This window comes from Paraburkholderia bannensis NBRC 103871, from assembly GCF_000685015.1.
Lineage (GTDB): Bacteria > Pseudomonadota > Gammaproteobacteria > Burkholderiales > Burkholderiaceae > Paraburkholderia > Paraburkholderia bannensis.
In genome coordinates, this window is record NZ_BAYA01000015.1 from 101,066 (window position 1) to 126,127 (window position 25,062).

The following is a 25,062-nucleotide window of genomic DNA, read 5'->3' on the forward strand; positions in this document are numbered from 1 at the left end:
ACGTTACGCCAGGGCCCATTGACACATGCGCACCCGTGGGCAAAGTTCGGCGTCTTTGCCCCGGCAGCGCTGCAGCTCAGATCGGCGGCGATTCCGGCGTAGTCGAGAAATGGTGCTGACGGATACGCCATTCGCCGCCTTGCATGGCGAGTGTGAGCGTCGTGCGTAGACGCGAATGCGAAAGCGTTCCGCCAGACAGCACAAACGAAAATTCGCCGTAGCCCTGGGCAAGAAAACAATCTTCAGCGAGCCAGACGAACGCCTGATCGACGAGCTTGAGCGCGGCCGACTCGATCAGGCCTTCGTACGACGCGAAATAGTCGCGAATCGCGCCAGCGCCTACTGAGTGCCCCGGTCGACCACCGAAGAAAAGCGCGTCGCTGGTGTACACGTTCGTCAGCAGATCGGCGTCCCAGTGTGCCGCAGCGGCATTCCAGCTTGCCTCGATCGTGGCGAGCGCTCGACGGGCGTCGTCGGGAGTCTGAATCATCAGGAGTGTTCCTTCTTAGTGAGGACGGCGGAGCGCCACCATCGCGGGTCTCAGCAACTTTTGCGCCCGATCCTAACATTCGTTAGCTCCCGTGCAAATAGATCTCCAGGTATTAATACGCATGGCGATTCATTGCATTTATCACAAAACTAACACTAGTTAGATTGATGCCGTCCGATTGGCACGTACTCTCCAGGATTCAGGTATGCCCGAGACCATCGTTGAGCAGCTCGCCAGATTCACATTAGAAACACAGCTGGAAAACCTTCCCGCCAATGTCGTCGAAGAGTGCAAACGCATCCTGCTCGATTCGATAGGCTGCGCGTTAGCCGCAACGGGTGAACCCAAAGGCCGCATCGGCATCGACTACGCGCGCACAATGGGCGGCAATGGCGAAGCAACCATCATCGGCTCGCGCACAAGAGCCTCGATTTTCGGCGCAGCATTCGCAAATGGCGAACTGATCAACGCGCTCGACATGGACGCAGTCGTGCCGCCTGGCCACGTTACCCCTTATGTGTTGCCCGGCGCGCTAGCCATCGCGGAAACGCGCAATGCGCCCGGCACTGCGCTAATCGAAGCGATTGCCCTGTCGCACGAAATGTCGTACCGGCTAGGCAAGGCGATGGACTATCTGCGCGACACGCGCGACGGCAAGGTCGCGCCACCGCCCGTCTACGGATACAGCAGCACGGTATTCGGCGCGACGGCGGCAATCGTCAAGCTCAAGGCGCTTGCACCCGCCGTGCTCGTCGACGCGCTCGGCATTGCCGGCTGCACCGCGCCGGTGAATTCGCAGGTCGCCTGGTTCCAGCACGCGCCCAGTTCGACGATCAAATATCTGCTCGCCGGCGCACTCGTCCAGACAGCTATGACCGCCGCGCATATGGCGGAGTTCGGTCATCGCGGCGACAGCCAGATCCTGGACGACCGCGAGTATGGTTTCCCTCGCTTCATCGGTACGCGACGCTGGGAGCCGGAGCGCATCACGGCAAATCTCGGCGTCGACTGGCTCTTTCCCAGCGAGCAGGCCTATAAACCCTATCCCCACTGCCGCATCCTCCATGCGCTGCTCGACAGCCTCACGGAGATCGTCGAAACACACGACATCGCACCGGCCGAGATCGACGGGATCAAGGCGTGGGTCGAGGGCTTCGTGGAGCAGCCGGTCTGGCTCAACCGTGAGATTGCCCAGGTGCACGATGCGCAGTTCAGCATTGCGCACGGCTTGGCTCTTGGCGCACACCGTCTACCGCCGGGCAAGGCGTGGCAGGAACCGGAACGGGTGTTCAGCGCATCGGTGATGAATCTGATGGATAAGGTCACACACGAAGTCCATCCGAACTATGTCGAACTGCTGAGCGGCCATGCTGCCAGCCGCCCCGCGAAAATCGAGATCCATGCGCGCGGCAAGACGTTCGTCGGAGAACGGCGCTATCCCAAGGGCAGTCCGTCGCCCGACTCTGCCAGCTACTTGACCAACGAAGAACTCGCCGCCAAATTTCGCCGCAACGCCGAAGACGGTTTGTCCCCCGCACGCATCGAAGACGTGATCGACATCGTCTGGAATCTGGAAAAACTCGACAGCGTTGCAACACTCATGCAATTGCTCGGCCAGGACGGCAGGCAAGCTGGCTGATTCATCCACATTTTTCATCACACCCAACCCGGAGACACATAGCGTGAACGCTGAATACAACAAAACAGGAGCACGTGACTGGATGATTCATTCGCCTATCAAGGGTCTTACTGCTCTCGTTGTGGGCGCGGGCAGCGGCATGGGCGAAGCGAGCGCGAAAACCTTTGCAGCGAACGGCGGTGCAGTTGTCGTAGCCGATCTGCGTGCAGCAGAAGCCGAACGCGTCGCAGCCGAAATTACGCGCGAAGGCGGTCTGGCGATTCCCGTAGCACTCGACGTTTTACGTCAGGCGGATATCGACGCGGCCGTCGACAAGACCATACAGAAGTTCGGCAAGCTCGACGTTGTCATTAATACGGCGGCACTCGTGCGCTCCGCGATGCTGGAAAGCGTTTCCCTGGAGGATTGGCGAGCCGGTTTCCAGGTGAATGTGGACGGTGCGCTCATGGTCGCGCGCAGCGCGCTGCCGTGGCTTAAACAAAGCGCGCATGCGGCCATTGTGAACACGGCCTCGCTAGCGGGCGTACATGGCTATTCACAGGGCGGCGCATACGGGCCCAGCAAAGCGGCACTCATCACGCTGAGCCGCCAGATGGCGCACGAATGGGCGGCCTATGGGGTGCGCGTGAACGTTGTTTTGCCAGGCGTCATCGATACGCCGATGGCACGCGCTTCGGTGCCGCAGGAGATCCTCGACCAGCTCGCCACGATGCTGCCGATGAGCCGCGTTGGCCAACCCGAGGAAGTGGCGGATCTGATCGTCTATCTCGCGTCCCGGGCCGCGGGCTATATCACGGCCCAGGCAATCGCCTGTGACGGCGGCATGTCGCACATGATGTTCGCGAAGCCGATGGGGAAATAAAGCTGAGTTCCGTGCGATTCTTCCCCCGTCTCCAGTCAATCTGTTTGGAGTCCCTATCATGTCGATTCGCACGGTCACGATAATCCGATTCACGCCTCCGCTGCGCCGTGCTCGCGCTGCTCAGGCCGCACGCATCGTCGGACGACGTGGCGGCAATGGCGGGAAAACACGCCAGGCGCCGTCCTCATGTAAAAAGAAGCAGAGGGCGATGTCGCCGCCCGGCCCGCGCGCCTCCACCTCAACGTAACGGCCATGCGATGCATTGCGAAGTGCCCGGATCCGAAACGGTACGGCATGCCTGGGTGTCAGCCAGCGTTCGACAATATCGCGCAACGACATTTCAACCGATTCCATCCACGTCTCCATGCAGTCCGGCATCCCAATACCACCGCGGGTGGATGCCTGCGCTTATCGTGCGATTTGCAAGCCGTCGGCGTCAACACGCATCCAGCCGCCGTTCCGTACTCCGGGTGCCGGGGCGCTGTGCGAAGGTCGTCAAATTGCAAAGGCAACGGCAAAGGGCGCAACGCCACACGTCGTGCGTTCACCCATGCTCAAGCAGTCTGGCGGCCAATTTCACACATCGACGACGTATTGAATCGGAGTACGGAACACGCGCGCCATTGCCATTGACGCGTGACCGGCGCGAGCGGAACTTATGCGTGAGTGTTCCGCTCGACGAGCAGTGATTGTCCTGTCACGCAAAGCGGGACCGCCACCGCAGGGAAATTTACGCAGCGTAAGTAAGACAGGTTCGATGGTGATGACTTTGACGCAAGCGCATTTGCACGACACGCAGGCCTCAATGCGCGTATGGAGAAGCGCTGATGGCACACGCCTCGCTGGCGACGCCTGGGGCGACCCAACCGGCGCGCCCGTGATCTTGCTGCACGGCAGCGGACAAACCCGCCACGCCTGGACGCGCACCGCCAAGGCGCTGGCCGACGCGGGCTGCCATGCGATCACCTTCGACGCGCGCGGACACGGCGACTCCGACTGGTCGCCGGTCTGCAATTACAGCCAGGGTGCGATGGTTCGCGATCTCGACAGCATCGTGGCCACGCTCGACGGACGCCTGCCCGCACTGGTTGGCGCGGGCATGGGCGGCAGCACCAGCCTGCTCGCCGTGGGCGAGCGTCATGTGAATGCAAGCGCACTCGTGCTGCTCAACATCGCACCGCAAACGGAGAGTACGGCCGTCGCGCGGCTGCAAACGTTCATGCGGCAACAGCCCGGCGATTTCGAGGCTGCGACTGCGTTGAGCGCAGAAGGCCTCATGCAGACCGTACGCTGCGGCGAGGACGGCAAATATCGCTGGCACTGGGATCCAGGCTTCGCTGCATGGCCACGCGACCTGACGCGCCGCGAGTCGCGGCTTTCGACGTGTGCGCGCAACCTCGCGCTGCCCACGCTGCTGGTGCGCGGCGAATCTTCCGAGGTGGTTAGCGAAGCGGGTGCGCAGGCCTTTCTGCGCTTATGCCCGCGCGCGGAGTACGTGAATTTGCGCGACGCGGGACATACGGCCGCCGGAGCGAGCAACGATGTATTCGGCAAGACGGTGCTGCGCTTTCTTCTAAGGCATATCAACGCCACGTGCCAGATGTCGTAGCGCGCTATGCATCGCGCGTGCGGCTGCGGGTTAACGACTTGAATCGCAGCCCGCCCATTCAAGCCAGCTTACGCCGCCGCTTCGTTGCGTGGCCGGTCAAGTAGCTGCCGGATCAAGGCAGACGCGAGAGGATTCAGTTCGCGGCCACGCGCGGTCGCAATATGGATGTGCCGCACGGCCCAAGGCTCGGCGAGTTCCAGCACCGTGACGCGTCCGAACAGTTCGTGGCTGACAAGACATTCGGGCTGAATGGTCACGCCCAACCCGGCTTCGACGAGGCTCACGGCCACGCCCGCGCTGCTGACCGTATAGGGCGGTTCGAACTCGTCGCCCAGGCGCCGCGCTGCAACGCGCAACGCGCTTTGCATGGCGTTGACGGCAATGACGTGCTCCGGCAGCAGGTCGGCGAACGAGACGCTCGCGCGCGTACTCAGGTGATGTCCGTTGGGCACGACGGCAATCAGGCGATCGGTACGATAAGGCGTGACGTCCACGCCGCCCAGATCGAGTTCGTGCGAGGCGGCGAACACGCCGACATCGGCCTCGCCGCGCGCGACGGCTTGCACGATATCGGCGTTCTCAAGTTCGTGAACCACGAGGTCGACCAATGGGTATTCGCGCTTGAAATCGCCCAGCTCGCGCGCGACGAAGGGCACGATGATCGTGCGTGCCGACGCGATCGCCAGCTCGCCGCGCATGCCCTCGGTGAAGGACGCGACTTCGGCGCGCATGTCGTCGAGGTTTTCGAAGATCCGCCTGATGTAGCGCACGAGTACGGCGCCGGCCGGGCTCGGCACGACGCCTTTCGGGCCGCGCTCAAGCAGCTTGATGCCGGCGATGTCTTCAAGATCCTGGATGCGCTTGGTCGCCGTGGACGCCGCGATGTTCTCGCGAATGGCGGCAAGGCCGATCTGCTGCTCCTCCACCGCCGAAACAAATAGCTTCAGCGTAAACAGGTCGACCTGCCGGATCAGATGCAGCCGGTTGAAGGTGCTCATGTCTCCTCTCTTGCCCGCTTTTCTTACCCCACTGGCGAACTTGCACGGGGCGATGCGGTTATCGTACACCGTCTTGCCCCGGCTCCGCGCTCAGGGCCATGCCTGTTCCGGCATCGGCTGCGGCGTTTGAGTACGCGCTGAATGTGCTGTCAATGCTGCAAATTCAGCAGGCGTTCGAGCTGATCGTTGTCCGCGCCGATCTCGCGCGCGGCATGCAGCGGCGGCGGACGCTTGCCGTCGAACGAAAGCGGCAGGCCGACGAGACCGATCTCGTCATCGGATGGTGTTTCGATGATGCCGAGCGCGCGCGTCTGCTCGTGCCCGACCACCTCGGCCGTCGTCTGGATCGGCGCCACCGGGATGCCGCCCGCCTGCAAGCGCGCCTGCCAGGCCGCACGCGTGTCGGTCGCAAGACGCTCGCCGATCAGCCGGTCGATCTCGCCGCGATTTTTCAGGCGCGCGGCATTGGTCGCGAAGCGATCGTCACCGGCCCACTCCGGGTGGTCTAGCGTCGCACACAGCCTGGCGAACAACGCGTCGTTCGCTGCGCTGATGATCAGGTGGCCGTCCGCCGCCGCGTACGCCCGATGCGGAACGATAAAGGCCACGCCCGAACCGTGGCGACTGCCCTCCTCGCCATCCGCGCTGTAGTTCGCGATGCCGACCGACATCCACGCAATCGCGGTCTCCAGCAACGAAGCCTGCACGGTCGCGCCACAATGCTTGACCTGGCGGCGATACAGCGCGGCAAGAATGCCGATCACCGCCCACATGCCGGTGCCGAAGTCCACGATCGACACCCCGGCGCGCACGGGCGCCTGCTCCTCCTCGCCGGTGATGCTCATGATCCCCGAGAACGCCTGCATGAGCGGATCGTAACCGGGCAAGGTATTCATGGGGCCTGCATGGCCGAACGCGCCCACTTCGCAGTAGACGAGCTCGGGCTTGGTGACGCGCAGGCTGTCCGCATCGAGCCCGTACGCAGCGCTGGAACCGGGCCGCAGATTATGGATGAACACGTCCGCGTGCTCGGCGATCAGTTGATGCAGCGTCGCGAGCTGATCCTGATCCTTGATATCGAGGCAGATCGTGCGCTTGCCGCGATTGAGCGCGTGATAAGCCGCGCCACTACCTTTCCACTTGCTCGGCCCCCAGCCGCGCGCCGAATCGCCCGCCGGACGCTCAATTTTCCAGACTTCCGCGCCCAGCGCCGCGAGTATGCGCCCGCTGAACGGCGCCGACGCACTGTCGCTCAACTCCACGACCACGACGCCCGCTAATGGCAAATCACGCAACATGGTTGTTCTCCCTTGATTGGCACTGGCTATCGCCTGGCTGCGTGGAGGGCGTCCATGCGCCGCCCGAGCGGATCATCGCGTCGATCTCGACGGCGCCATAGCCGTACTCCGCCAGCAATTGCGCCGTCTGTTCGCCCAGGCGCGGCGCCGGATACCGCATTGCCGGTGCACTTTCGCTCCATTGCTGAGGAATCCCTAGCGTTCGAATGAGTCCCTCCGTCGGATGCTCCTGCTCGGCGAAGAAACCCACAGCCTTCATATGGGGATCGTCGAGCAGCGTCTGCGGCGTATTCATTTCGATGACGGGAATGTCCGCCTCGCTCAGCAGTTCCACCCATTCGGCTGTGGTCTTCGCTTCGAAGACTTCCGCGAGAAACGCGTACAGATACGCGATATGCTCGGTACGCGCGCCGATGGTAGAGAAACGTGGATCGTCGGCCATCTCCGCATGACCGGACAGCACGAAAAAGCGTCGCCAGTGATGATCGGCATATACATTGACGCCGATATAACCGTCACGTGTGCGATAGGGCCGGCGATCGGGATTCATCATGCGCGCATAGCCCCAGTCGCCAAGGGGCGGCACGAACGTATGGCCGTACAGATGATCGCCCAGTACGAAATGTGCGAACGTTTCCAGCATCGGCACGAATACCTGCTGGCCCACACCGCTTTTCTCACGCCGGTACAGTGCCATCGCCACCGCATTGCTGGTGGCCATGCCAACGACGCGATCCGCGATCGCCGTCGCCACGTAGTCGGGCGGCCCCGACTTGCGGCTTTGCAGAACTGGCATGCCCACCGCCGCCTGGATCAGATCGTCGTAGGCGGGGCGCGCCGCATAGGGGCCGTTCTGGCCAAAGCCGAACGCACCGCAGTAGATGATGCGCGGGTTGAGACGCCGCACGTCTTCGTACGCGATGCCGAGCTTCGCCATCGTGTGCGGGCGCATGCTGTACAGCAGCACGTCGGCCTGCTCAACCATATGCCTGAGCGCGCCGATGCCGTCCGGATGCTTGAGATCGAGCACGAGGCTGCGCTTGTTGCGATTCAGATGCAGGAAGATCGGCCCCATGCCGGGATGGCGCGACGGCCCGATATTGCGCGTCGTATCGCCCTCGCGCGACTCGATCTTGCAGACATCGGCGCCCATGTCGGCCAGCAGCAATGAGGCATACGGCCCCATGAAATTGGACGTCAGGTCGAGAATGCGTACGCCCTCAAGCGGTCCGGCCATGACGCCTCCCGCTGCGGCATACGCCTTGAATAGGTATCACGGTGCCTCCTCCGTCTTTGCGACTATGCCGGCGCATGGCCGGCTCACTACCGGATCTTTACTGGTCGGTCGGTACGAACAGCGGCAGTCTCTGCTCGCCGCGCTGCGCAAAACGCACTTCCACGCGCTGACCGATTGCAATGGCGTGCGGCTCGGCGTCGATCTGCGAGAACAGGAAATAGCCCTCGTCCATCTGGATGAAACCGACTGTGTACGGGACGATGCCCGCCCACACCGGAGTCGGGCCGCGCATGATCGTGCTGTACGACCATACCGAGCCGCGGCCGCCCGACTGCTGCCAGTCGAGCGATCGTGACCCGCAGTGCGTGCAGAACGAGTGCGCGGGCCACACGGCCTGCGCGCATTCGTTGCAGTGCTGGAAAGTCAGCCGGTCTTCAGCCAGCGCGGACCAGTAGGGTTCTGCGTCCGGCAAGCGGTAAGGCTGCGGCCAGCTATTGAGTGAATGGGTGTCTGTCATGTCATGCTCTCAATCGGATTAGGTCGCGGACGACAACAGCAGCACCGCGCCCGCCGCCAGCATTCCGCCCGCGCCCTGCACGAGGACGGTCTCCGGTCGCTGCGCGGGTGCGAGTCCCAATGGGTCGCCGCGCAACTGGCGTACGGCCTCGACGATACTGTCCATGTTGCACGAGATACCTGGCTGCCCGAACGATAGCCATCCGCCGTTGGTGTCGGTGGGCAGATCGCCGTCCACGCCCGTACGGCCTTCGCGATAGAGGTCGATGCCGCGCCCCTTCTTTGCAAAGCCCAGATCCTCCATCACCATCGGACCCATGTGCGCGAAGTTGACCGAAATCTGCGCCATGTCGATATCGGCCGGGCCGAGGCCCGACATCGCATAGGCCTGACGCGCCGCCTCTGCCGTCGCCGTGGTGGTCAGATTGGGAAATGCGCCGAGGCTGTCGAACCGGCACTCGCGCATGTTCATGCGATCAGTCAGATATTCGTGCGTGGTCGCCGACCCATAGCCCATCAGGTACACCGGATTGCGCGCGGCGCGCGCGTTTTCCGGCGACGTGACGACCAGTGCGCCGCCCGTGCCGCCGCCCCAAGTCGAGCACATCCAACGCCGCAGCGGTGTCGCCACATACGGCGAGGAAAGCACCTTCTCGCGATCGATCTCGCCGAACTTTGCTTTCGCCGCGTGCGGATGATGACGCCCCCAACGCTGGTTCGCGACCGCGACATCGGCAAGATCCGCCTCCGTGATGCCGAACTCGTGGAAGTAGCGATGCGCCGCCTGCGCGTAGAGCGCGGGAATTGTCGGACCGTAGGGGATTTCGAATTGCGGGTCGGCGTCGGCTTCAGCGCCCATCGCGACCGCGTCGACGAACAGTTCGGTCGCATCGCTTTGCAGGCACAGCACGTACTCGGCGCGGCCCGCAGCGATCATCTGCGACGCAATCGCCAACGTCGAGGTCAAGCCCGCGCCGTGCATCGTCAGCTCGCTCGTGAGCGTCACCGGCATCTGCATGTGCGAGATGAAGATGTTGCTCCACTGCGAACGCTTGTCGGCCCACGGCGAGCGGCCCGTGAATACCGCGTCGACCTGGTTCTTGCGAATGCCCGCGTCGGCAAGCGCGTTGAGCGTTGCCTCGGCCGCCAGTTGCAAGGGGTCTTTCCTGTTCGCGAGCGAGGCGTAGGCATCGCCCATGCCGACGATCGCCGCTACCGGTTGGGGACTCATGCCGGTGCTCCTCAGACCTTGAAGTCGGGCTGCGCTTCGGCGATCAGCGCTTCGAGGTCTGCGCGACGGCGCAGCATCAGCAGGCTCCATTCGCTGCGCTGCACGACTTCGCCGCGCTGGTTATACGCCTGGATCAGCATCGTGCCCACGCCGAATTTGTCGTCCTTTTCCTTCTTCGCGATCACTTCGGCGCTGGCGTAAACCGTGTCGCCGATCTTCACCGGATTCAGGAAGCGCATCTTGTCGACGCCGTAGTTCGCCTGGATGGCCGGCCCGAATTGCAGCAGGCCCGAGATCAGCGAGAACGTCAGCATGCCCTGCACGATACGCTCGCCCCAGCGGGTCTTCTCGGCGTATTCCTTGTTCGAGTGGATCTCGATCCAGTTGCCGGTGAACATACAGAACATCACCACGTCGCTTTCGGTCACCGTGCGGCCCGGCGAGCGAAACTTCTGCCCGACCTCCAGTTCGTCCAGCGGGATGTTGATGCTGTTGTTGACTACGCTCATTGCCACGTCTCCTGAAAATTCCTTGTGCGAGACGGCAATCACTGCCCGTCTCGTGTCTGTCTTTCGATGCTGGATTGCGCGCTTATTGGCGCATCGACTTCGCGATGATCGTGCGCTGGATCTGCGAGGTGCCGCCGCCGATGGTCGATTGGATGCTCTCGCGCAGATATCGCTCCATGTCGGCTTCCGGCAGGTTGGCGTAGCCGCCCAGAATCTGCATGCCTGCGAGCGCGCATTCCTTAAGGGTTTCCGAGCCGTACAGCTTCGCCATCGACACTTCGCGACTGCACGGCACATGCTTCGCGGCCATCTGCGCGGCGCGGTAGCAAAGCAGGCGCGCGGCGTCGACCTTGGTCTGGCAGTCGGCCAGCATGTGGCGGATCACCTGGAAGTCGTAAAGCTGATGGTCGAACTGGATTCGTTCGTGCGCGTAGCGCGAAGCCGTTGAGACGGCTTGCTGGGCGTTACCCGTGTAGGCGGCGGCCACCGCGCAGCGTTCGAGTTCGAGATGCTCGGTGATGATCTTCCAGCCCTGACCTTCTTCGCCCAGCAATGCGTCGCCCGGCACACGCACTTCGTCGAGGAAGATTTCGGTCGTACCCGTCGCGTGACGCGACAGCGTCGGCAGCTTGTTGATCACCATGCCCGGCGTGTCGTTCGGGATCAGCAGGACGGAGAGGCCCTTGTGCTTGTCGTCCGTGCTGGTGCGCACCAGCATTGCGATCACGGTGTCCTTCGCGGCCGCGCCGCTGCACCAGAGCTTCTGGCCGCTGACAATCCAGTCGCCGTTGCTGTCACGACGTGCGCGCGTCTTCGTATTGGCCGCGTCCGAGCCCGCATCGGGTTCCGAGATCGACACCGAGAAGCGGATCTTGCCGTCGATGAACGGCTGCACATACTTCGCTTTCTGCTGGGGCGTGCCGAACTTGGTGATGTTCATCGCCGTGAAAGTCGGCACGAGCACCGAACACGCAAAGTCAAAGCCGAATTTGCCGAGGCCTTCCGCCATCAGCGAATAGTCGAAAATATCGCCGCCCGAGCCGCCCTCTTCTTCCGGGATCAGGATGCCGAGCCACCCCTGTTGCGCGATCTTCTGATAAGCCTCGTACGGATAGTCGCGATTCATGTCGCACTTGCGCACGTACTCTACGGTGATCTCGTTGTCCATGAACCGGTTGACGGTGTCGAGCCACATCGTCTGCGATTCGTCCAGAAAGTTCGCTTGCATTTGTCTTCGCTCCAGTTGACGTGTTTGCCTCGTTCTTCTGCCGGGCATCACTGTTTGTAGATTAGGGCCATGCCTTTCACGATCCAACTGGTCAATTCCGAAGCCATGATTCGAATTTCCCGAAGACCGATATATCGTTTTGGTTACCTAATCAATTGGATGCAATGTATCCACGACACGCGATTACATTGCTATCTCATTCGATAACCCGCGATTCACGCAGCGCGTCGAGTTCCCCGGCGCTGAATCCCCAATCCAGCAACGCCTCCGTCGTGTGCTCGCCGGGCTTTGCGGGTGGGCGCTGAACGGCGCCCGGCGTGCGACTGAAGCGCGGTGCGGGTGCGGGCTGCACGATGCCATCGCGCTCGACGAACGTGCCACGCGCGCGCAGGTGAGGATGAGCCGGTGCTTCCGTCATCGATAGCACGGGAGAAAAGCACACCTCAAGGCCCTCGGCCAATGCGCACCATTCGTCGCGCGTACGCGTGCGGAAGATCGTGGCGAGTTTTTCGCGCATCTCGGGCCAGCGCGAGGTGTCGTGCTGGTCGGGCATGTCGGCCTGTGCAAGCCCAAGCAGTTCCAGCATATTGCGCCAGAAGCGGGCTTCATTGGCCCCCACGCTGAGCCACCGGCCGTCCTTCGTCTCATACACGTTGTACCAGGGCGCGCCCGAATCCAGCCGGTTGCTGGCGCGCTGGTCCTTCCAGTAGCCGCTGGCGTGCAGGCCGTAGCAAAGCGTCATCAACGAGGCCGAGCCATCCACCATCGCGGCATCGACCACTTGTCCTTCGCCCGAGCGGCGGCTCTCCAGAATCGCCGACACGACGCCAAGTGCGAGATATAACGAGCCGCCGCCGAAGTCGCCCGCGAGATTCAGAGGAATGGCGGGTGGCCCGTCGGCCGGCCCAATGGCGTGCAGCACGCCTGTGAGGGAGATGTAGTTGATGTCGTGACCCGGCGCCTGAGCGAGCGGGCCATCTTGCCCCCAGCCCGTCATGCGGCCGTAAACCAGCGCGGGATTCGCAGCGAGGCATGGGTCGGGACCGAGGCCCAGTTTCTCTGCCACGCCAGGGCGAAAGCCTTCGACCAGCGCATCGGCTTTCGCGACCAGTTTCAGAACGGCCGCCACGGCATCGGGCCGCTTCAGATCGAACGACGCGCTACGGCGACCACGATTGAGCAGGTTGAATCGCGGGTCGCCCGGGACGCCGCCATCGTAGCCGGGCGGGCGATCGATACGGATTACGTCGGCGCCCAGATCCGCCAACAACATGCAGCAGAACGGCACGGGCCCAACGCCACCCAGTTCCACGATTCGAACGCCGCTCAGCGGGCCTTGGTTGTCGCGCATTATCGGAAGTCTCCATTGGGGGCATTCCAGATTACTGCGTGCACCGCACGCGACCAATGGCGAAAATTCGAAGTGCCGCTTCGATATCGGCGAATCGCATCGACCAGGTTTGCGGGCCTGTCCTGCGCTCAACGCTGGGCGCGTGCCGTAGCTTCGAGACTTTCACGATGATCGGGATGCGCAATAGCAATCATCCGCGGAATGCGTTGCGCAAGCGACAGACCGCGCAGATCCGCCACGCCGTATTCGGTGACGATCACACAGGCATCACTGCGCGGCACGGTTACCGGGCCCGAGACGCGCGTAACGATCCGGCTATGCGCGCCCGCCGTCGAAGGCAGCGCGACGATCGGAACGCCGCCGGGGCTGGCCTGCGCCGCGCGCAGAAAATCGCCAACGCCGCCAACCGCTCCCACGTATGTGCTCGCGACCATTTCGGCATTCACCTGGCCGCTCAGGTCGACCTCTACCGCTGAGTTGATCGCGACGAAGCGCTCGATCCTGCCAAGCACTTTGGGGTTATGCGTATATTCCGTGCCGCGCAGTTCGAGCGCGGCATTGCGGTGCGCGAACTGGCGCACGCGCGCCGAGCCGATGATGACGCCGCCCACCGTGATGCCTGGGTCGATCGTCTTTCTTGCGTTCGTGACCACCCCGGCCTCGCACAGCGCTGCAACGCCGTCACCGATGCTACCCGTGTGCACGCCAAGATCGCGCCGATCGAGCAGTTGTGCGAGCACGGCATCCGGTATCGCGCCGATCCCCGTCTGCAGCGTTGCGCCATCTTCCACGAGCGTCGCGACGTGCCGACCGATGGCCTGCTCGATCTCGCCAGGCGCTCCACCGGGAGCCTCCACGAATGGCGTATCGGATGCAACCAGCAGGTCGATATCCGCGCGTTCAAGCCAGGGGCCGCCATAAGTCCACGGCACCTCGGGATGGACTTCGGCAATGATCACGCGCGCGTGCTTCACCGCTTCGACAAGATATTCGCGAGCCAGGCCAAGACTGTAGCGCCCCTGTTCGTCGGGCGGCGACACCTGCAACATCACGACATCGATACGCAACGCACCGCTGGCGATCAACGCTGGCAACTGCGAATAGTGCGCGGGCAGGATGTCCAGCACGCCCGCGCGGGCGAGCTTTCGATTCGCGCCGCTACCGCAGTAGGCGAGAAAGTCGAAAGCATCCGCATGCTCCGGCGCGAGCACATCGGCCAGGCCGATGCCGAGAAAGAGCCGGATGCGCCTGAGCCGGTCGCGCTGCGCCACCAGCGCGCGCATAAGCGTGACCGGCTCCGCATGAGACTGGCCCCACATCACCGTGTCGCCTGGACGGATCAGGCCGGAAAGGTCGGGAATAGTGCCGGCGTGGGCCGAAGCACCAGCCGATTCTGCGGCTCCCGGAAGCGGGGATTCGTAGTGTTTCATGCGAAGAAGAACGTGGCCAAATACGAGTATGGGTTAAGCAGGACTCCAACATTTAAGATCAGTCCCGCACGAAGTTCTGACCATTGCAGCATCGGCGTGAACTCCCGTCTATGTGGTCTGGACGCTCGTTCCGTACTTCGATCTGCACGTGCATACGACAATCGCAGCACTGCGCAAGCACGGCAAAGAACCGGTGAAAGCGTCTCACCTTCCGCATCTCGCACCACTGTACGGAACACGGTGCAGCGGCGTCTTCCCTGCCGGTTTCCCCTGCCATACAGTCGTCCTCATCCGTGACTGGCTGTCGTCGCTTTGCCGCGCAACCAGACACGGGGGCCATTTCCACCCCGCCGCGCAGCCGTCCGCACTGAGAGCGGATGGTCGTCCACGCATCGGGCATTGATTCCCGGCCTCGAACATGCATGCGGGGCGGCCGCCGGCGGGCGTCTTTTCCTTTGGCGGCCTTCGCTCGCGGGATGAGACAGTCGTAACGAACAGGAGACGTAAGGTGAAAGTATTGGTCGCGGTCAAGCGCGTGGTCGACGCGAACGTGAAGGTCGGCGTGAAGGCCGATGGCACGGGCGTGGATATCGGCAACGTGAAGATGTCGATGAACCCATTCGACGAAATCGCCATGGAAGAAGCGGTGCGCCTGAAGGAGGCCGGTGTGGCGAGCGAGGTGATCGCCGTTTCCGCGGGTGCCTCGCAGGCACAGGAGACGTTGCGTACGGCGCTCGCCATCGGCGCGGATCGCGCGATCCTCATCGAAACACAGGCTGAAGTACAGCCGCTTGCGGTCGCCAGGGTGCTCAAGGCGCTAGTCGACAAGGAACAGCCTTCGCTCGTGATTCTCGGCAAGCAGGCCATCGACGACGATTCGAACCAGACCGGCCAGATGCTCGCCGCGCTGGCCGATCTCCCCCAGGCGACCTTTGCTTCGAAAGTGACGGTTGCCGATGGCAAGGCAACCGTTTCGCGTGAAGTGGACGGCGGCGCCGAAACGCTGTCGCTGACACTGCCCGCGGTCATCACGACGGACTTGCGTCTGAACGAGCCACGCTATGTCACGCTGCCTAACATCATGAAGGCGAAGAAGAAGCCGCTGGAAACGGTCAAGCCGGAAGAACTCGGCGTGGACGTCGCGCCACGCCTGAAGACTCTCAAGGTCGTTGAACCGCCAAAGCGCTCAGCAGGCGTGAAGGTGCCGGACGTGAAGACGCTGGTCGAGAAGCTGAAAACCGAAGCCAAGGTGCTGTAAGGAGCGATGGAAAAATGACGAATCTGGTTATTGCTGAACACGACAACGCATCCATTAAGGCAGCGACGCTGAACACAGTTGCAGCGGCGCAGAAGATTGGCGGCGACGTGCACGTGCTGGTCGCGGGCCACAACGCTCAAGCAGCAGCAGACGCCGCAGCGAAGATCGCGGGCGTGTCGAAAGTCCTGCTGGCCGACGCGCCGCAACTCGAAGCAGGCCTCGCGGAAAACGTCGCGGCGACAGTGCTGAACCTTGCGAAGGACTATTCGCATGTCCTGTTTGCCGCCACGGCGGCAGGCAAGAACGTGTCTCCGCGCGTAGCCGCGAAGCTGGACGTCGCGCAGATCTCGGACATCACCGCCGTCAATTCTGCGGACACGTTCGAGCGCCCGATCTACGCAGGCAATGCGATTGCCACCGTTCAGTCGGTCGACCCGGTCAAGGTGCTCACCGTGCGCGCAACGGGGTTCGACGCCGTCGCGGCCCTTGGCGGAAGCGCTGCGATCGAAAAGATCGAAGCAACCGCCGATAGCGGCCTCTCGCAATTCGTGAGCCGCGAAACGACGAAGCTCGACCGTCCGGAACTCACGGGCGCAAAGATCATCGTCTCGGGTGGTCGCGGTCTGGGTAGCGGCGAAAACTACGCGAAAGTACTGGAACCGTTGGCCGACAAGCTCAATGCAGCACTGGGCGCCTCGCGCGCCGCGGTCGATGCCGGCTATGTGCCGAACGATTATCAGGTCGGCCAGACAGGCAAGATCGTCGCGCCGCAACTGTATATCGCGGTCGGCATTTCAGGGGCGATCCAGCATCTGGCGGGCATGAAGGACTCGAAGATCATCGTCGCGATCAACAAGGACGAAGAAGCGCCTATTTTCGGCGTGGCCGATTATGGCCTCGTGGGCGATCTGTTCACGCTCGTACCCGAGCTGGTGCAAGCGCTTTAATGCTGTCATGCCGCGCCGGTTCGACCGGCGCGGTGTTTCTGCCGATCAGATAACCTTCGGCGATCAGCGTGGTCGTCAAACGCGAAACGGTCGCCTTGGGAAAGCCCGTCCTTCTGCCGATCTCGGCATTGGACAGCGGCTCACGCGCGGCGCGAAAGTCGCGCAACACTTCGAGACCTCGCTCGACGGTGAGCATCACGTTCATGTGTGTGTCGGTATTCATGCTGGGATCAATCGTTGATCGACACCTGCTCCTCGAGATGTTGCGCTGTCGCGACGAGTCTGGGCCCCAGTTCGCGGGCGATGCGGGCACGCCCCATCCGCGCAGCAGGGCCAATGCAGGCGAGCACGAGAGGCGTATGGTCCTGAATGACGAGCGGCGTCGCGAGTAAGGTCGAGTCGGATGCCGAATCGCCATACAACACGCAATAGCCCACGTCGTGCACCTGCGAAATGCCCTCACAGATGCGTCGCTGCAATTGTGGCCAGTCGCGCTCCGTCTTGCGTTCGACATTGCCAAGCAGGTAGAACCGCTCAAGCTCAGGGAGCACCGAAAGCATCGCCCAACCCATCGGCGACGAAGCGATGCGCAGACGTGAACCAGCATGAAGCATCGGATCGACGGATACCGGCTCGCCCGCACAGGTTTCGAGCACAATCACGTCGAGACGCTCGCGCGTGCCTAACACTACGCAGGTATCGTTTGCATTCGCGAAGGCCTGCATTTCGAGCCTCGCGAAGCGTTGTACTCCGGAATGCGCGATGGCCGCGTAGCCAAGCGAGAGCACGGCCGCGGCGAGCCGGTACTTGCGCCTTGCGGGCGAATAATGCAAATAGCCGAGTGCGACGAGGGAGCGCGTCATGCGCGAGATCGTCGGTGCGGGAATGCCGGTTTCGAGTACGAGATCCTTGTTGCCGCGCCACGGTTGGTGCGGCGAGAATGTTGAAAGTATCGTCAGGCAGCGCGCGAACGGCGTGACCATCGCGCCGCTCGCGTGAGCGCGTCCGCCACCACGGTTCCATCGGTCATCTGAGGCCAGGGCGACGGATGGGCCTTCGTAGTCGACCAGGTTCGACTGTAACGACATCGATTGCTCCGTTTTGTTGGCACGAGTGAAAACGTTGAATACGCGCCTGTCACGCGGCGCGCATCGTCAGCTTCTGGGGCGACGGCGGGAGGACCCGCCACGCGCCGTCGTCATGCCGGAAAAAGCAGAGCGTGATGTCGCCACATGGGGCTCGCGCCTGTATCTGCACGCAACGGCCTTGCGCTGCGTTACGCAACGCGCGAACCCGGAACGGCACGGCATGACCAGGCGCCAGCCAACGTGCCACCACTTCGCTCAACGACATTCGAACCGTTTCCATCATCGTCTCCTGCATTTCAATACTCAACTGCGACTGCGGGTGCGTTTATCGGGTCGTCGTGCGATTCGTGGCTCGCTATGGGCAGTCAGACGTCCGCGTAAGCCATGCGTGCGGGCGCCGTCTCCCTGATCTGGGCAACGACTATGGCTGCGAGCACCGTCGGCACAGCAAACGCATAGAAGTTCCATTGCGTTCCCAGATTCGCGCCAATCACCCAACTGCCGATCATCGGCCCCAGAATCGCGCCGATTCGCCCCAGCCCCTGCACGATGCCGATCGCCGAGGCCCGGCACGAAGCGGGAAAATACGTGGCGACATAGCCATAGCTCAGCGTGGTGGAGCCAATCGATCCCAGTCCCGCACCGAACACACCCATCATCAGCCACACGTAAGAAGGCTTCTGACCAAGCACAAGCAGGGACAGCCCACAGGCGAGAAAGAAAGGAATGAGCACCCTTCTCGATCCCAGTCGATCCGAAAGCCATGCGCCAAACAAGTTGCCCGTTACCGCGCCGAACTGCATCACCAGTAGAAGCTGGAGCGATGAACCCAACGGATAACCCGCCTTGCGCATCAGGAGCGGCAGCCAGACATTGAGACCATAGACAACCACCTGGATGCAGAAAGCCATCAGCGCGAACAACAACACCGCCGAGCGCCAGCCAGACGACATCGCTAGCGTCAGGCCCCGCACGCGCGGTGTCGGCGTGGCGGAATGCGAATGCAACGCGTGCTGCTGTTCTTGCAGAACCTCGTCGAAGTCGATGGCGTAGCGTGACGACAGTGCGCGCGCCTCATCCTTGCGGCCGTGATCGACGAGAAAATTCACGGACTCGGGCAAGAAGAAATACATCACCGGAAGAATGAGGATATAGAGAGCGCCAGCGGCATAAAGAACGCGCCATCCATGACTTTCGAGCAGCGCGATGGCGAGCAGCGAACAGATCACGCCGCCGATCGGGTAACCCGTGAGCGCAAGCGCGCTGTACAGTTGCCGGAGATTGCGTGGTGCGTACTCGACGCTCAGCGCGACCGACGACGGCACCACTGCGCCCAGCCCGATCCCGGTTGCGAACCGCGCCACACCAAAGGCGAACGGCGAATGCGCGAGCGCGCAAAGAAGCGCACCGAGGGAGAACCACAGGACGCCCAGCATGATGAGCTTGCGACGCCCGATACGATCCGCGAGCGGCCCGGCCCCCACCAGGCCCACCATCAGTCCCGCGAGCGTCCAGCTGCCGATCATTCCCACCTCGTTCGCATTGAACGCCCAGCCTGGTTCCGCGATGAGACGCGGCACCGTCGCGCCATAGACGATGAGGTCGTAGCCATCCACGGCAATGGTCAAAAAGCACAACAGCACGACCAATAGACGACTTCCAGTTTGTTCAGACGAATCGTTCACGTTGTCTCCTGTCCTCTCACGGTCAAGTGAACCGTGCGGCCTTTATCGTTTTGGGTTAGCCCAACTATAGGGAGGCAGCCTGCCCCCACCAAGTGACGGATTTCGAAGCGATGCTTTCCAGCGCGCGAATTGCGCGCGACGGCGACTAGAACTTGTGGAGGATGCCGACACCACCGCCAACGGTCGTGCCGTTCGTGCTCTGCAACGCGCCATCCACGTCGAGACCGAGCGTGGAACGGCCACGGTTATTCGCCACGCCGACCTGCGCGTACAAGGACGTGCGTCGCGACAGCGAATACTGCGAGCCCAGTGCGACGAGCAGTCCGTGCGTGCCTGACTCATGCGGAGCGCGCTGATACCAGACGCCCGAATTGATCGTGAGCGCCGGGGTGGCGTTGTAGACAAAGCCAAGGTTCCACACATCGTGATTGCCGCCGCCCACCAGACCACCGAGCGTGGTCTCAGGCGCCTTGTAGTTGGTGAACGAACCCTTCACCGTAAAAGACGAGATGGTGTAGCCCAGACCAAAGGTCTTCGCGATCAGCGGAACCTTGAACAGCGTGTCGTTCAGGCTCGCTTCATTGCCCGCGCTCGCGTCGTAGACCGCAGCGTTGACCAGCAGTCCCGCGCCCTCGTATTTCAGGCTGGCAGAATACTGGCGGCCCGCCTTGAAATCTCCGGCTACGCCGCCGAGCGCGTACATCAGGCTTGCCGTAAAGCCAGCCAGTTTTGGCGAGATGTAGGTGATGGCGTTCGAGACGAACGATCCGGTGAACGTGTTGTTGCCATATACGGAGATGTTGCTGGCGAACTGCGCCATACTGCGCGGATCGGAATCGTAAAGCGCGAGAATGAATGGCGAAAACTGCACACCCGCCTTCAACTCCCCTAGATTGCTCGCAAGAGAGATCCACGCCTGGCGGCCGAACAAGCCACCGTTGCTGTTGTCGAAACCGCCGTTGGCAAGACTGATCCCGCTTTCAAGCTTGAATTTTGCCCTCACGCCGCCGCCCAGATCCTCCTGTCCGGTCAAACCGAACACCGACGGCTCCAGCCCGCTGCTGATCATCTGGAATTGCTTGCCGCCGTTCTGTCCGTTTGCCGGATTGAAAGACTTGTTCGTGTAGATAAAACCCGCATCGAGTACGCCATACAGCGTCACGCTGGACTGTGCCCACACAGTGACCGGCAACGCCGACACCGCCATCAGAACGGCCATTCGCTTGACTGCGAATTTGAATACGCCGTATGAACTCATGTCTGTCTCCTTGATATAGATATCGCTTTGTTATTTTTTTAGCGCTATGGAGCGGGAAAACCCTTGATTAAGGGCTTCTGGCTTCACAGCGATTTCTCCAAACCCCCAGTACGGGAGCGAAAGCCATGTCAGTCTGGTGGCGGCCCTCCAATCGAATTGCTTACGAAAGCCCATAATTCATGCCTTTCGTAATTTAAATTTCAACTAGGATGCCTAATCAATTATTTGAAAGATCGTGTATTTATCTTTGTATCCGGCCTACCCGATCGGGCATTTGAAAACCGGGTGTGTGTCGTTGCGTCGATTAGAGCAATCGAAGCCAGGAGGGTCAACGACGCCCCCTGAAACGTTCCGTACTTCGAGGAGCGTCCGGCAGTGCGCCGAGGTGAAGGGCAAAGCGCTTCCGCACTAACCCTGGGTGTCGGGCGTTGTGCGGCGCGGATGCATCGTTATGGCGTCGGCCCGCAATCGTGTGCCGTCGTGCAATAGCCTGGTTCGCTCAGTGAAGCCTCGTCAGCGGCCAGCAGTTCGGGAATGTAATCCTTGAGAAATTCGACGAAGGTTTTGATCTTCGCGTCGAGATATTGGCGCGATGCATACATGGCGTACACCGTGAGTGTCTGGAGACGATGCTCCGGCAGCACTCTGAGCAGCGAGCCATTGCGCATTGCGGGCACGGCGGTTGGCATGGGCAGCGCACCGATGCCCACACCCTCGCGCAATGCCCCGCTCAACGCCTCCGCAACGTTCACCTGAAAGGTCGACGGCGGCAGTTCAAATGTCTCAGGCCCGTTTGGCCCTTCCAGGCACCACTTGTCGCGTTCGAACACGGGCGAAAACAGTTGCAGGCAATCGTGTCCCGCGAGTTCCGCCACACTGCCAGGCGTCCCGTGCTCACGCAGATACGAAGGCGCGGCGCAAAGCACGCTATGCAACGTACCCAGCGCATGCGAGACAAGTCCGGAATCGGGCAGATTCACGGCGCTGAGTTGCAACGTGACGTCATAGCCTTCGTCGAGAAGGTCTGGAACGTGCTGTGACAACGTCAATTCGACCGCGACTGAACGATGGCGCTGCTGATAGCGCACGATCGCAGGCACCACATAAGCCTGGCCGAATCCCGCTGTGGCGTGCACACGCAGACGGCCGGCCGGCAAGGCCTGGGCATTGCCGGCTTCTGCTTCCGCCTGATCGATGTAAGCGAGGATCTGCTCGCAACGCCGTAGATATCGCTCACCGGCCTCGGTGAGCACCACGCGACGGGTGCTGCGGTTCAGCAGACGAGCCTGTAGATGATTTTCGAGGCTCGCTACTGCGCGCGACGCGGCCGCGGTCGTCATGTCCAGATGCTGCGCAGCGGAAGTGAAGCTGGCTGCGCCGGCGACCCGCGCGAAGATGCGCATGCAGTGCAATGTATCCATCTGACAAACTCAGGAAGCGACCGAAAACAATCGTGGCAGCACCGCACTCGCGTACCGCACGAATTCAACTGCGATCAAGACGACGACGGCCGGTGAAACGCCGGCCAGCGTTGCAGGACAAGTTCGCGCGAAGCACCATAGGCATGGCAACTGTCGATCTTGAGCGGTTTGCCGTTTGCGTCGGTCGCCTCCATGAGTCCCTGAGCGCGTAGTGGATTGACGGCCTGGATCGCCGCCGTCGCAAGTGGTATCAGAATCTCCCGCAGATGCGTGCAGGTCTCGTCGGCAGGCAGGCGCTTGCGGACTTCACCGCTCCAGCCCGCGCCGATGCGCAAGCCCACGAGGGCCTGCAACGATTCGCCGCCGCCTGCGCAGTCCCGATAGGGAAACGCCCTCATGAAAGTCGAAACGGCGTGGATGACCATCTCCAGGTCGAAGACAACACATACGCCGATGTCATGGATCGGCGTATTCGCAGAAACCACCCGCAGGCCGCCAGGCGGCGTGAATTCGTACGGTTTGGTGTCGCCAAGCTGGCCGACGATTTCGAACATGCCATCACTGCGCCTGAAGCCTTCGAAGTGAATGTTTCGGATATGGATGGGTTCGCGCGTCACTTCGTCCGTCGAGGCCGGTATCGATGCTTCATTCATGTCCTTCCCTTGCGCCGTTCCGTATCCTTCAGAATGCGGTGCACGCGCAAGACAGTCAATTTGCGCAATCGACTTGTTCCGTACACCGAAACGGCAACATCGCAAAGACGCCGCCGTCTTCAAACCTTTCAGAGGTTTTTCTTGAAGAAGGGGCCACGCTTGCTCATCGCCTGCTCGACGCACTGCGGCCTGTCGTAGAGATCGTAGGGGCTCGCCCCTTCGACGACAAAGAAGTTCTTGCGGCTCGAACGGGCACGGCTGAACAACTCGTAGCCGTCACGCTGCGAACCGAACGCGCCGGGTCGGCTGCCGATCACGATTTCTGCAGCGGTTGCGTCAGCAGATGTTCGGCCAGATGGAAGGCGTCGATGCCCATCGCGGCCTGTAGGCCCGAGAAACGCAGCCTGTTCGGCGAACCGGATTGCTGTCCACGCGACGTGGTGTAGTACTCGACGGCCTCGACGATGTCGATATCCGTGAGGGGAAAACTGGTGGCAAAGGACATGATCGCGATGAGAATCGGCCCCGATATTCCGATGGCCGTGGTAGGCGCACCGCACTGTTTCCACGAGCATACCGCGCCGAAGCGCCCTCCCGATCTGATCGCGCACCAGTGCCTCAACTTGCGCCTGCCACCCCATGGGGAGTTTCTCCCGTGGCAATTCACGAAGGCTGGCAAGGAACACCGCGTCAAGGTGGACGGTCCGCTCGTCTTGAGCAGCATCACGCCGATCCGCGACGCAGCACTGGCAGGCGCGGGCCTGGCCTATTTGCCTGAGGTCTATGTTCACGACTATCTGGCTGCGGGACATCTCGTCGAGGTACTGGCGGACTGGCGCAAAACCTTCGAGGGCTACCGCCTTTACTATGTCAATCGGCGAGAGGGTTCGCTGGCGTTTTCGTTGCTTGTCGAGTCACTGCGTTATCGCAAAACGCCTCGCCAGGATCCGGCCTCCCTTTCGTCGTAGATCTCCCGGTGTACTTTGCAGGCGAGCGCACAACGCGGTTTGCGGAGGCCCCGCGGAGCGACATTCAACTTTTGTTGGAGCTCCGACCCAGGTCAAACACGAACGACTTCATTGATGTCGAAGCCATCTAAAAAACCGCAGCGCGTCCCGCAATGCGGTTTGTAACGCCGGAGACTGAGTCACAGCAGACGCGCTCCGTGCTGCACCGCGTTTCAGCGCTTTGGGGTTCTGATGTCGCTGATACCAGAGGCTGCCTGGACGCAGATCAGAAAGCCAGCGGACGCGGCGTAACCGCGAGTTACTCGAAGAAATGGCTTGGGTGGTTGCTTTTCAGAAAGAAGGATGACCGCTTTCGATCTAAGCAACCACCGGGCGAGTTCCGCCGCAGATGACCGGAGAGGGTCAATATGCGTCTCTCGCCCCCTCAACTACGGCTCAGCAAACGAGTCCTGGGCCGCCGCCATGCGCGGCTGGCCTGTGGCACGCGACGCCCATCGCAGTAGTAACTGAAACTATCGAGGCTTCCGAATCTCTAGTCGCGCCGGAACGGGCTTATGGGCTCAGAGGCATGCGTAATCCCTGACGGTACCGCTTGCGCCTCCAGACGGCCCTCGCATTGCGCCGTGCTCCGCTACGCCAGAGGTATTTCTTTTCAGCCTAGACCTCTTCGAAATTCAGCGAGGTCACCCGATGAACGAAAACGTCATTTGCGATAAATCCGCCTATCGCAAATGCGCCCTACGTGACCTAAACTGGATGCATGAAAACCGCCCCGGCGCCGGCCCAGCCGGGCACCGGATCCGGAAACGGACCGCCCGCTGCCCCGGACACCCCGCTGCCCGCCGCACTGCCTGACCTCGCCTCGCTCGCCGCGCTGCGTGCCTGGCGTGAGGATCTCACCGCACGCGCTGTCACGCACTACCTCGACCACGTGCGCGGCGACAACCAGTCTTCGCGCGGCATCCTCGCCCGCCTGTGCCGGCAGCTCACCGCTTGCGCTCGGGTACGTCCGAAACCGTGAACCGATAGATAGATCGCGACGTAGCCGCCCAAGATCTTTTTCTCGGTTCATTCAAGACGCATCAGTCTGTAGTCGGCCCGGCCTTCGAACGTCGTGCCGGTCGTGTGCTTGTGAACGGCACCGGCACCGGCGTAGAGGTCGAGCATGCGATGGTGCACGGAGGGCTGTTCCCGGCGACCTCTGATGGCCGGCCGACCTCCGTCGGCAGCCTCGCGATCACGCGCTTCCTGCGCCCAGTGAGCTATCAGGACATGCCTGACGTGCTGTTGCCCGATGCGCTGCGGACAACAATCTGCTGGCCTTGCGTCGCAGCGTGACCGGCGCACCAAGCTGAAAACCTCGAGGCGTCTACAGCGCAAACTCAA

At 62.0% G+C, this 25,062-nt stretch carries 27 protein-coding genes and 2 pseudogenes; 9 read left to right on the top strand and 20 right to left on the bottom strand.

The annotated features are described in order from the left end of the window. Positions 1-76: 76 nt before the first annotated feature. Positions 77-490, bottom strand: coding sequence for a YybH family protein (locus tag BBA01S_RS22765; RefSeq protein ID WP_027818477.1), 414 nt, complete (start codon positions 488-490; stop codon positions 77-79). A gap of 205 nt (positions 491-695) precedes the next feature. On the opposite strand from BBA01S_RS22765, the gene BBA01S_RS22770 reads away from it, so the two are divergent. Both BBA01S_RS22770 and BBA01S_RS42230 read left to right on the top strand, forming a co-directional pair. Next, positions 696-2,129 (top strand): MmgE/PrpD family protein, encoded by a 1,434-nt coding sequence (locus tag BBA01S_RS22770; protein ID WP_027818478.1) that lies wholly within the window; start codon positions 696-698, stop codon positions 2,127-2,129. An 82-nt stretch (positions 2,130-2,211) separates the two neighbouring features. Continuing rightward, positions 2,212-2,991: an SDR family NAD(P)-dependent oxidoreductase gene (locus tag BBA01S_RS42230; RefSeq protein WP_042297714.1), complete on the top strand. Its 780-nt coding sequence runs from the start codon at positions 2,212-2,214 to the stop codon at positions 2,989-2,991. Between the two features lie 120 nt (positions 2,992-3,111). On the opposite strand, the gene BBA01S_RS46020 is transcribed toward BBA01S_RS42230, so the two are convergent. Beyond that, positions 3,112-3,345 carry a hypothetical protein gene (locus tag BBA01S_RS46020; RefSeq protein WP_084162461.1) on the bottom strand — a complete coding sequence of 78 codons (234 nt, stop codon included), beginning with the start codon at positions 3,343-3,345 and terminating at the stop codon, positions 3,112-3,114. Positions 3,346-3,754: 409 nt separating this feature from the next. Between BBA01S_RS46020 and BBA01S_RS22780 the strand changes: the two genes are divergently transcribed. Next, positions 3,755-4,600 (top strand): alpha/beta fold hydrolase, encoded by an 846-nt coding sequence (locus BBA01S_RS22780; protein ID WP_027818479.1) that lies wholly within the window; start codon positions 3,755-3,757, stop codon positions 4,598-4,600. A gap of 68 nt (positions 4,601-4,668) precedes the next feature. On the opposite strand, the gene BBA01S_RS22785 is transcribed toward BBA01S_RS22780, so the two are convergent. The 9 genes from BBA01S_RS22785 to BBA01S_RS22825 all read right to left on the bottom strand — a co-directional run bounded on the left by BBA01S_RS22785 (position 4,669) and on the right by BBA01S_RS22825 (position 14,287). Next, the gene (locus BBA01S_RS22785) at positions 4,669-5,598 is read right to left on the bottom strand and encodes a LysR family transcriptional regulator (RefSeq protein WP_027818480.1); all 930 of its coding nucleotides are present in this window, start codon (positions 5,596-5,598) and stop codon (positions 4,669-4,671) included. Positions 5,599-5,747: 149 nt separating this feature from the next. Next, positions 5,748-6,896, bottom strand: a complete 1,149-nt coding sequence (locus tag BBA01S_RS22790) for a CaiB/BaiF CoA transferase family protein (RefSeq protein WP_027818481.1) — start codon at positions 6,894-6,896, stop codon at positions 5,748-5,750. Next, positions 6,886-8,133, bottom strand: a complete 1,248-nt coding sequence (locus BBA01S_RS22795; protein ID WP_027818482.1) for a CaiB/BaiF CoA transferase family protein — start codon at positions 8,131-8,133, stop codon at positions 6,886-6,888. The genes BBA01S_RS22790 and BBA01S_RS22795 overlap by 11 nt, the downstream gene beginning before the upstream one ends. Before the next feature lie 97 nt (positions 8,134-8,230). Continuing rightward, positions 8,231-8,650, bottom strand: coding sequence for a Zn-ribbon domain-containing OB-fold protein (locus BBA01S_RS22800; RefSeq protein WP_027818483.1), 420 nt, complete (start codon positions 8,648-8,650; stop codon positions 8,231-8,233). Positions 8,651-8,668: 18 nt separating this feature from the next. Next, positions 8,669-9,880: a thiolase family protein gene (locus BBA01S_RS22805; RefSeq protein ID WP_027818484.1), complete on the bottom strand. Its 1,212-nt coding sequence runs from the start codon at positions 9,878-9,880 to the stop codon at positions 8,669-8,671. Positions 9,881-9,891: 11 nt separating this feature from the next. Next, positions 9,892-10,389: a MaoC family dehydratase gene (locus BBA01S_RS22810; RefSeq protein WP_027818485.1), complete on the bottom strand. Its 498-nt coding sequence runs from the start codon at positions 10,387-10,389 to the stop codon at positions 9,892-9,894. Positions 10,390-10,471: 82 nt separating this feature from the next. Next, positions 10,472-11,617, bottom strand: coding sequence for an acyl-CoA dehydrogenase family protein (locus BBA01S_RS22815; RefSeq protein WP_027818486.1), 1,146 nt, complete (start codon positions 11,615-11,617; stop codon positions 10,472-10,474). 196 nt (positions 11,618-11,813) lie between these two features. Then, a complete protein-coding gene (locus BBA01S_RS22820; RefSeq protein WP_027818487.1) occupies positions 11,814-12,968 on the bottom strand; it encodes a CaiB/BaiF CoA transferase family protein in 1,155 nt (384 codons plus the stop codon). Between the two features lie 128 nt (positions 12,969-13,096). Next, on the bottom strand, positions 13,097-14,287 hold the full coding sequence (locus BBA01S_RS22825; protein WP_042297715.1) for an acetyl-CoA hydrolase/transferase family protein: 1,191 nt from the start codon (positions 14,285-14,287) through the stop codon (positions 13,097-13,099). Positions 14,288-14,906: 619 nt separating this feature from the next. On the opposite strand from BBA01S_RS22825, the gene BBA01S_RS22830 reads away from it, so the two are divergent. Further along, positions 14,907-15,656, top strand: coding sequence for an electron transfer flavoprotein subunit beta/FixA family protein (locus BBA01S_RS22830; protein ID WP_027818489.1), 750 nt, complete (start codon positions 14,907-14,909; stop codon positions 15,654-15,656). A 14-nt stretch (positions 15,657-15,670) separates the two neighbouring features. Beyond that, positions 15,671-16,603, top strand: a complete 933-nt coding sequence (locus BBA01S_RS22835) for an electron transfer flavoprotein subunit alpha/FixB family protein (protein ID WP_027818490.1) — start codon at positions 15,671-15,673, stop codon at positions 16,601-16,603. Here BBA01S_RS22835 and BBA01S_RS22840 read toward each other — a convergent pair. From BBA01S_RS22840 to BBA01S_RS46945, 9 genes are all read right to left on the bottom strand, one after another. Further along, on the bottom strand, positions 16,569-16,826 hold the full coding sequence (locus BBA01S_RS22840) for a helix-turn-helix domain-containing protein (protein WP_027818491.1): 258 nt from the start codon (positions 16,824-16,826) through the stop codon (positions 16,569-16,571). The two genes, BBA01S_RS22835 and BBA01S_RS22840, sit on opposite strands and share 35 nt — an antisense overlap. A gap of 7 nt (positions 16,827-16,833) precedes the next feature. Further along, positions 16,834-17,691 carry an IclR family transcriptional regulator gene (locus tag BBA01S_RS42235; protein WP_084162449.1) on the bottom strand — a complete coding sequence of 286 codons (858 nt, stop codon included), beginning with the start codon at positions 17,689-17,691 and terminating at the stop codon, positions 16,834-16,836. Positions 17,692-17,740: 49 nt separating this feature from the next. Then, positions 17,741-17,998, bottom strand: a complete 258-nt coding sequence (locus BBA01S_RS22850; RefSeq protein WP_027818492.1) for a hypothetical protein — start codon at positions 17,996-17,998, stop codon at positions 17,741-17,743. 58 nt (positions 17,999-18,056) lie between these two features. After that, the gene (locus BBA01S_RS22855) at positions 18,057-19,376 is read right to left on the bottom strand and encodes an MFS transporter (RefSeq protein WP_027818493.1); all 1,320 of its coding nucleotides are present in this window, start codon (positions 19,374-19,376) and stop codon (positions 18,057-18,059) included. A 145-nt stretch (positions 19,377-19,521) separates the two neighbouring features. After that, positions 19,522-20,634, bottom strand: a complete 1,113-nt coding sequence (locus BBA01S_RS22860) for a porin (protein ID WP_052391834.1) — start codon at positions 20,632-20,634, stop codon at positions 19,522-19,524. A gap of 449 nt (positions 20,635-21,083) precedes the next feature. After that, positions 21,084-22,055, bottom strand: coding sequence for a LysR family transcriptional regulator (locus BBA01S_RS42240; RefSeq protein ID WP_042297717.1), 972 nt, complete (start codon positions 22,053-22,055; stop codon positions 21,084-21,086). A gap of 74 nt (positions 22,056-22,129) precedes the next feature. Beyond that, positions 22,130-22,708 (bottom strand): DUF2889 domain-containing protein, encoded by a 579-nt coding sequence (locus tag BBA01S_RS22870; RefSeq protein WP_027818495.1) that lies wholly within the window; start codon positions 22,706-22,708, stop codon positions 22,130-22,132. Positions 22,709-22,836: 128 nt separating this feature from the next. After that, positions 22,837-23,025 carry an alpha/beta hydrolase gene (locus BBA01S_RS45245; RefSeq protein WP_027818496.1) on the bottom strand — a complete coding sequence of 63 codons (189 nt, stop codon included), beginning with the start codon at positions 23,023-23,025 and terminating at the stop codon, positions 22,837-22,839. After that, positions 23,022-23,213, bottom strand: a complete 192-nt coding sequence (locus BBA01S_RS46945; protein WP_052391835.1) for a hypothetical protein — start codon at positions 23,211-23,213, stop codon at positions 23,022-23,024. The genes BBA01S_RS45245 and BBA01S_RS46945 overlap by 4 nt, the downstream gene beginning before the upstream one ends. On the opposite strand from BBA01S_RS46945, the gene BBA01S_RS42250 reads away from it, so the two are divergent. The 4 genes and pseudogenes from BBA01S_RS42250 to BBA01S_RS46030 all read left to right on the top strand — a co-directional run. Further along, positions 23,212-23,676, top strand: coding sequence for a LysR substrate-binding domain-containing protein (locus BBA01S_RS42250; protein ID WP_052391836.1), 465 nt, complete (start codon positions 23,212-23,214; stop codon positions 23,674-23,676). The two genes, BBA01S_RS46945 and BBA01S_RS42250, sit on opposite strands and share 2 nt — an antisense overlap. An 89-nt stretch (positions 23,677-23,765) precedes the next feature. After that, positions 23,766-23,888: pseudogene (locus BBA01S_RS46950) on the top strand (IS110 family transposase); the annotation flags it as partial. A 548-nt stretch (positions 23,889-24,436) separates the two neighbouring features. Continuing rightward, on the top strand, positions 24,437-24,697 hold the full coding sequence (locus tag BBA01S_RS46955; RefSeq protein WP_156966039.1) for a hypothetical protein: 261 nt from the start codon (positions 24,437-24,439) through the stop codon (positions 24,695-24,697). A gap of 77 nt (positions 24,698-24,774) precedes the next feature. Further along, positions 24,775-25,014 (top strand): annotated as a pseudogene (locus BBA01S_RS46030) (aldehyde dehydrogenase (NADP(+))); the annotation flags it as partial. Positions 25,015-25,062 lie beyond the last annotated feature (48 nt).

What these genes read in the sequence shown, in the direction of transcription:
- BBA01S_RS22765 (WP_027818477.1), bottom strand. Translation starts at nt 490, where the DNA reads ATGATTCAGACTCCCGACGACGCCCGTCGAGCGCTCGCCACGATCGAG.
- BBA01S_RS22770 (WP_027818478.1), top strand. Translation starts at nt 696, where the DNA reads ATGCCCGAGACCATCGTTGAGCAGCTCGCCAGATTCACATTAGAAACA.
- BBA01S_RS42230 (WP_042297714.1), top strand. Translation starts at nt 2,212, where the DNA reads ATGATTCATTCGCCTATCAAGGGTCTTACTGCTCTCGTTGTGGGCGCG.
- BBA01S_RS46020 (WP_084162461.1), bottom strand. Translation starts at nt 3,345, where the DNA reads ATGGAATCGGTTGAAATGTCGTTGCGCGATATTGTCGAACGCTGGCTG.
- BBA01S_RS22780 (WP_027818479.1), top strand. Translation starts at nt 3,755, where the DNA reads ATGACTTTGACGCAAGCGCATTTGCACGACACGCAGGCCTCAATGCGC.
- BBA01S_RS22785 (WP_027818480.1), bottom strand. Translation starts at nt 5,598, where the DNA reads ATGAGCACCTTCAACCGGCTGCATCTGATCCGGCAGGTCGACCTGTTT.
- BBA01S_RS22790 (WP_027818481.1), bottom strand. Translation starts at nt 6,896, where the DNA reads ATGTTGCGTGATTTGCCATTAGCGGGCGTCGTGGTCGTGGAGTTGAGC.
- BBA01S_RS22795 (WP_027818482.1), bottom strand. Translation starts at nt 8,133, where the DNA reads ATGGCCGGACCGCTTGAGGGCGTACGCATTCTCGACCTGACGTCCAAT.
- BBA01S_RS22800 (WP_027818483.1), bottom strand. Translation starts at nt 8,650, where the DNA reads ATGACAGACACCCATTCACTCAATAGCTGGCCGCAGCCTTACCGCTTG.
- BBA01S_RS22805 (WP_027818484.1), bottom strand. Translation starts at nt 9,880, where the DNA reads ATGAGTCCCCAACCGGTAGCGGCGATCGTCGGCATGGGCGATGCCTAC.
- BBA01S_RS22810 (WP_027818485.1), bottom strand. Translation starts at nt 10,389, where the DNA reads ATGAGCGTAGTCAACAACAGCATCAACATCCCGCTGGACGAACTGGAG.
- BBA01S_RS22815 (WP_027818486.1), bottom strand. Translation starts at nt 11,617, where the DNA reads ATGCAAGCGAACTTTCTGGACGAATCGCAGACGATGTGGCTCGACACC.
- BBA01S_RS22820 (WP_027818487.1), bottom strand. Translation starts at nt 12,968, where the DNA reads ATGCGCGACAACCAAGGCCCGCTGAGCGGCGTTCGAATCGTGGAACTG.
- BBA01S_RS22825 (WP_042297715.1), bottom strand. Translation starts at nt 14,287, where the DNA reads ATGTGGGGCCAGTCTCATGCGGAGCCGGTCACGCTTATGCGCGCGCTG.
- BBA01S_RS22835 (WP_027818490.1), top strand. Translation starts at nt 15,671, where the DNA reads ATGACGAATCTGGTTATTGCTGAACACGACAACGCATCCATTAAGGCA.
- BBA01S_RS22840 (WP_027818491.1), bottom strand. Translation starts at nt 16,826, where the DNA reads ATGAATACCGACACACACATGAACGTGATGCTCACCGTCGAGCGAGGT.
- BBA01S_RS42235 (WP_084162449.1), bottom strand. Translation starts at nt 17,691, where the DNA reads ATGTCGTTACAGTCGAACCTGGTCGACTACGAAGGCCCATCCGTCGCC.
- BBA01S_RS22860 (WP_052391834.1), bottom strand. Translation starts at nt 20,634, where the DNA reads ATGAGTTCATACGGCGTATTCAAATTCGCAGTCAAGCGAATGGCCGTT.
- BBA01S_RS42240 (WP_042297717.1), bottom strand. Translation starts at nt 22,055, where the DNA reads ATGGATACATTGCACTGCATGCGCATCTTCGCGCGGGTCGCCGGCGCA.
- BBA01S_RS22870 (WP_027818495.1), bottom strand. Translation starts at nt 22,708, where the DNA reads ATGAATGAAGCATCGATACCGGCCTCGACGGACGAAGTGACGCGCGAA.
- BBA01S_RS42250 (WP_052391836.1), top strand. Translation starts at nt 23,212, where the DNA reads ATGATCGCGATGAGAATCGGCCCCGATATTCCGATGGCCGTGGTAGGC.
- BBA01S_RS46945 (WP_052391835.1), bottom strand. Translation starts at nt 23,213, where the DNA reads ATGTCCTTTGCCACCAGTTTTCCCCTCACGGATATCGACATCGTCGAG.
- BBA01S_RS46955 (WP_156966039.1), top strand. Translation starts at nt 24,437, where the DNA reads ATGAAAACCGCCCCGGCGCCGGCCCAGCCGGGCACCGGATCCGGAAAC.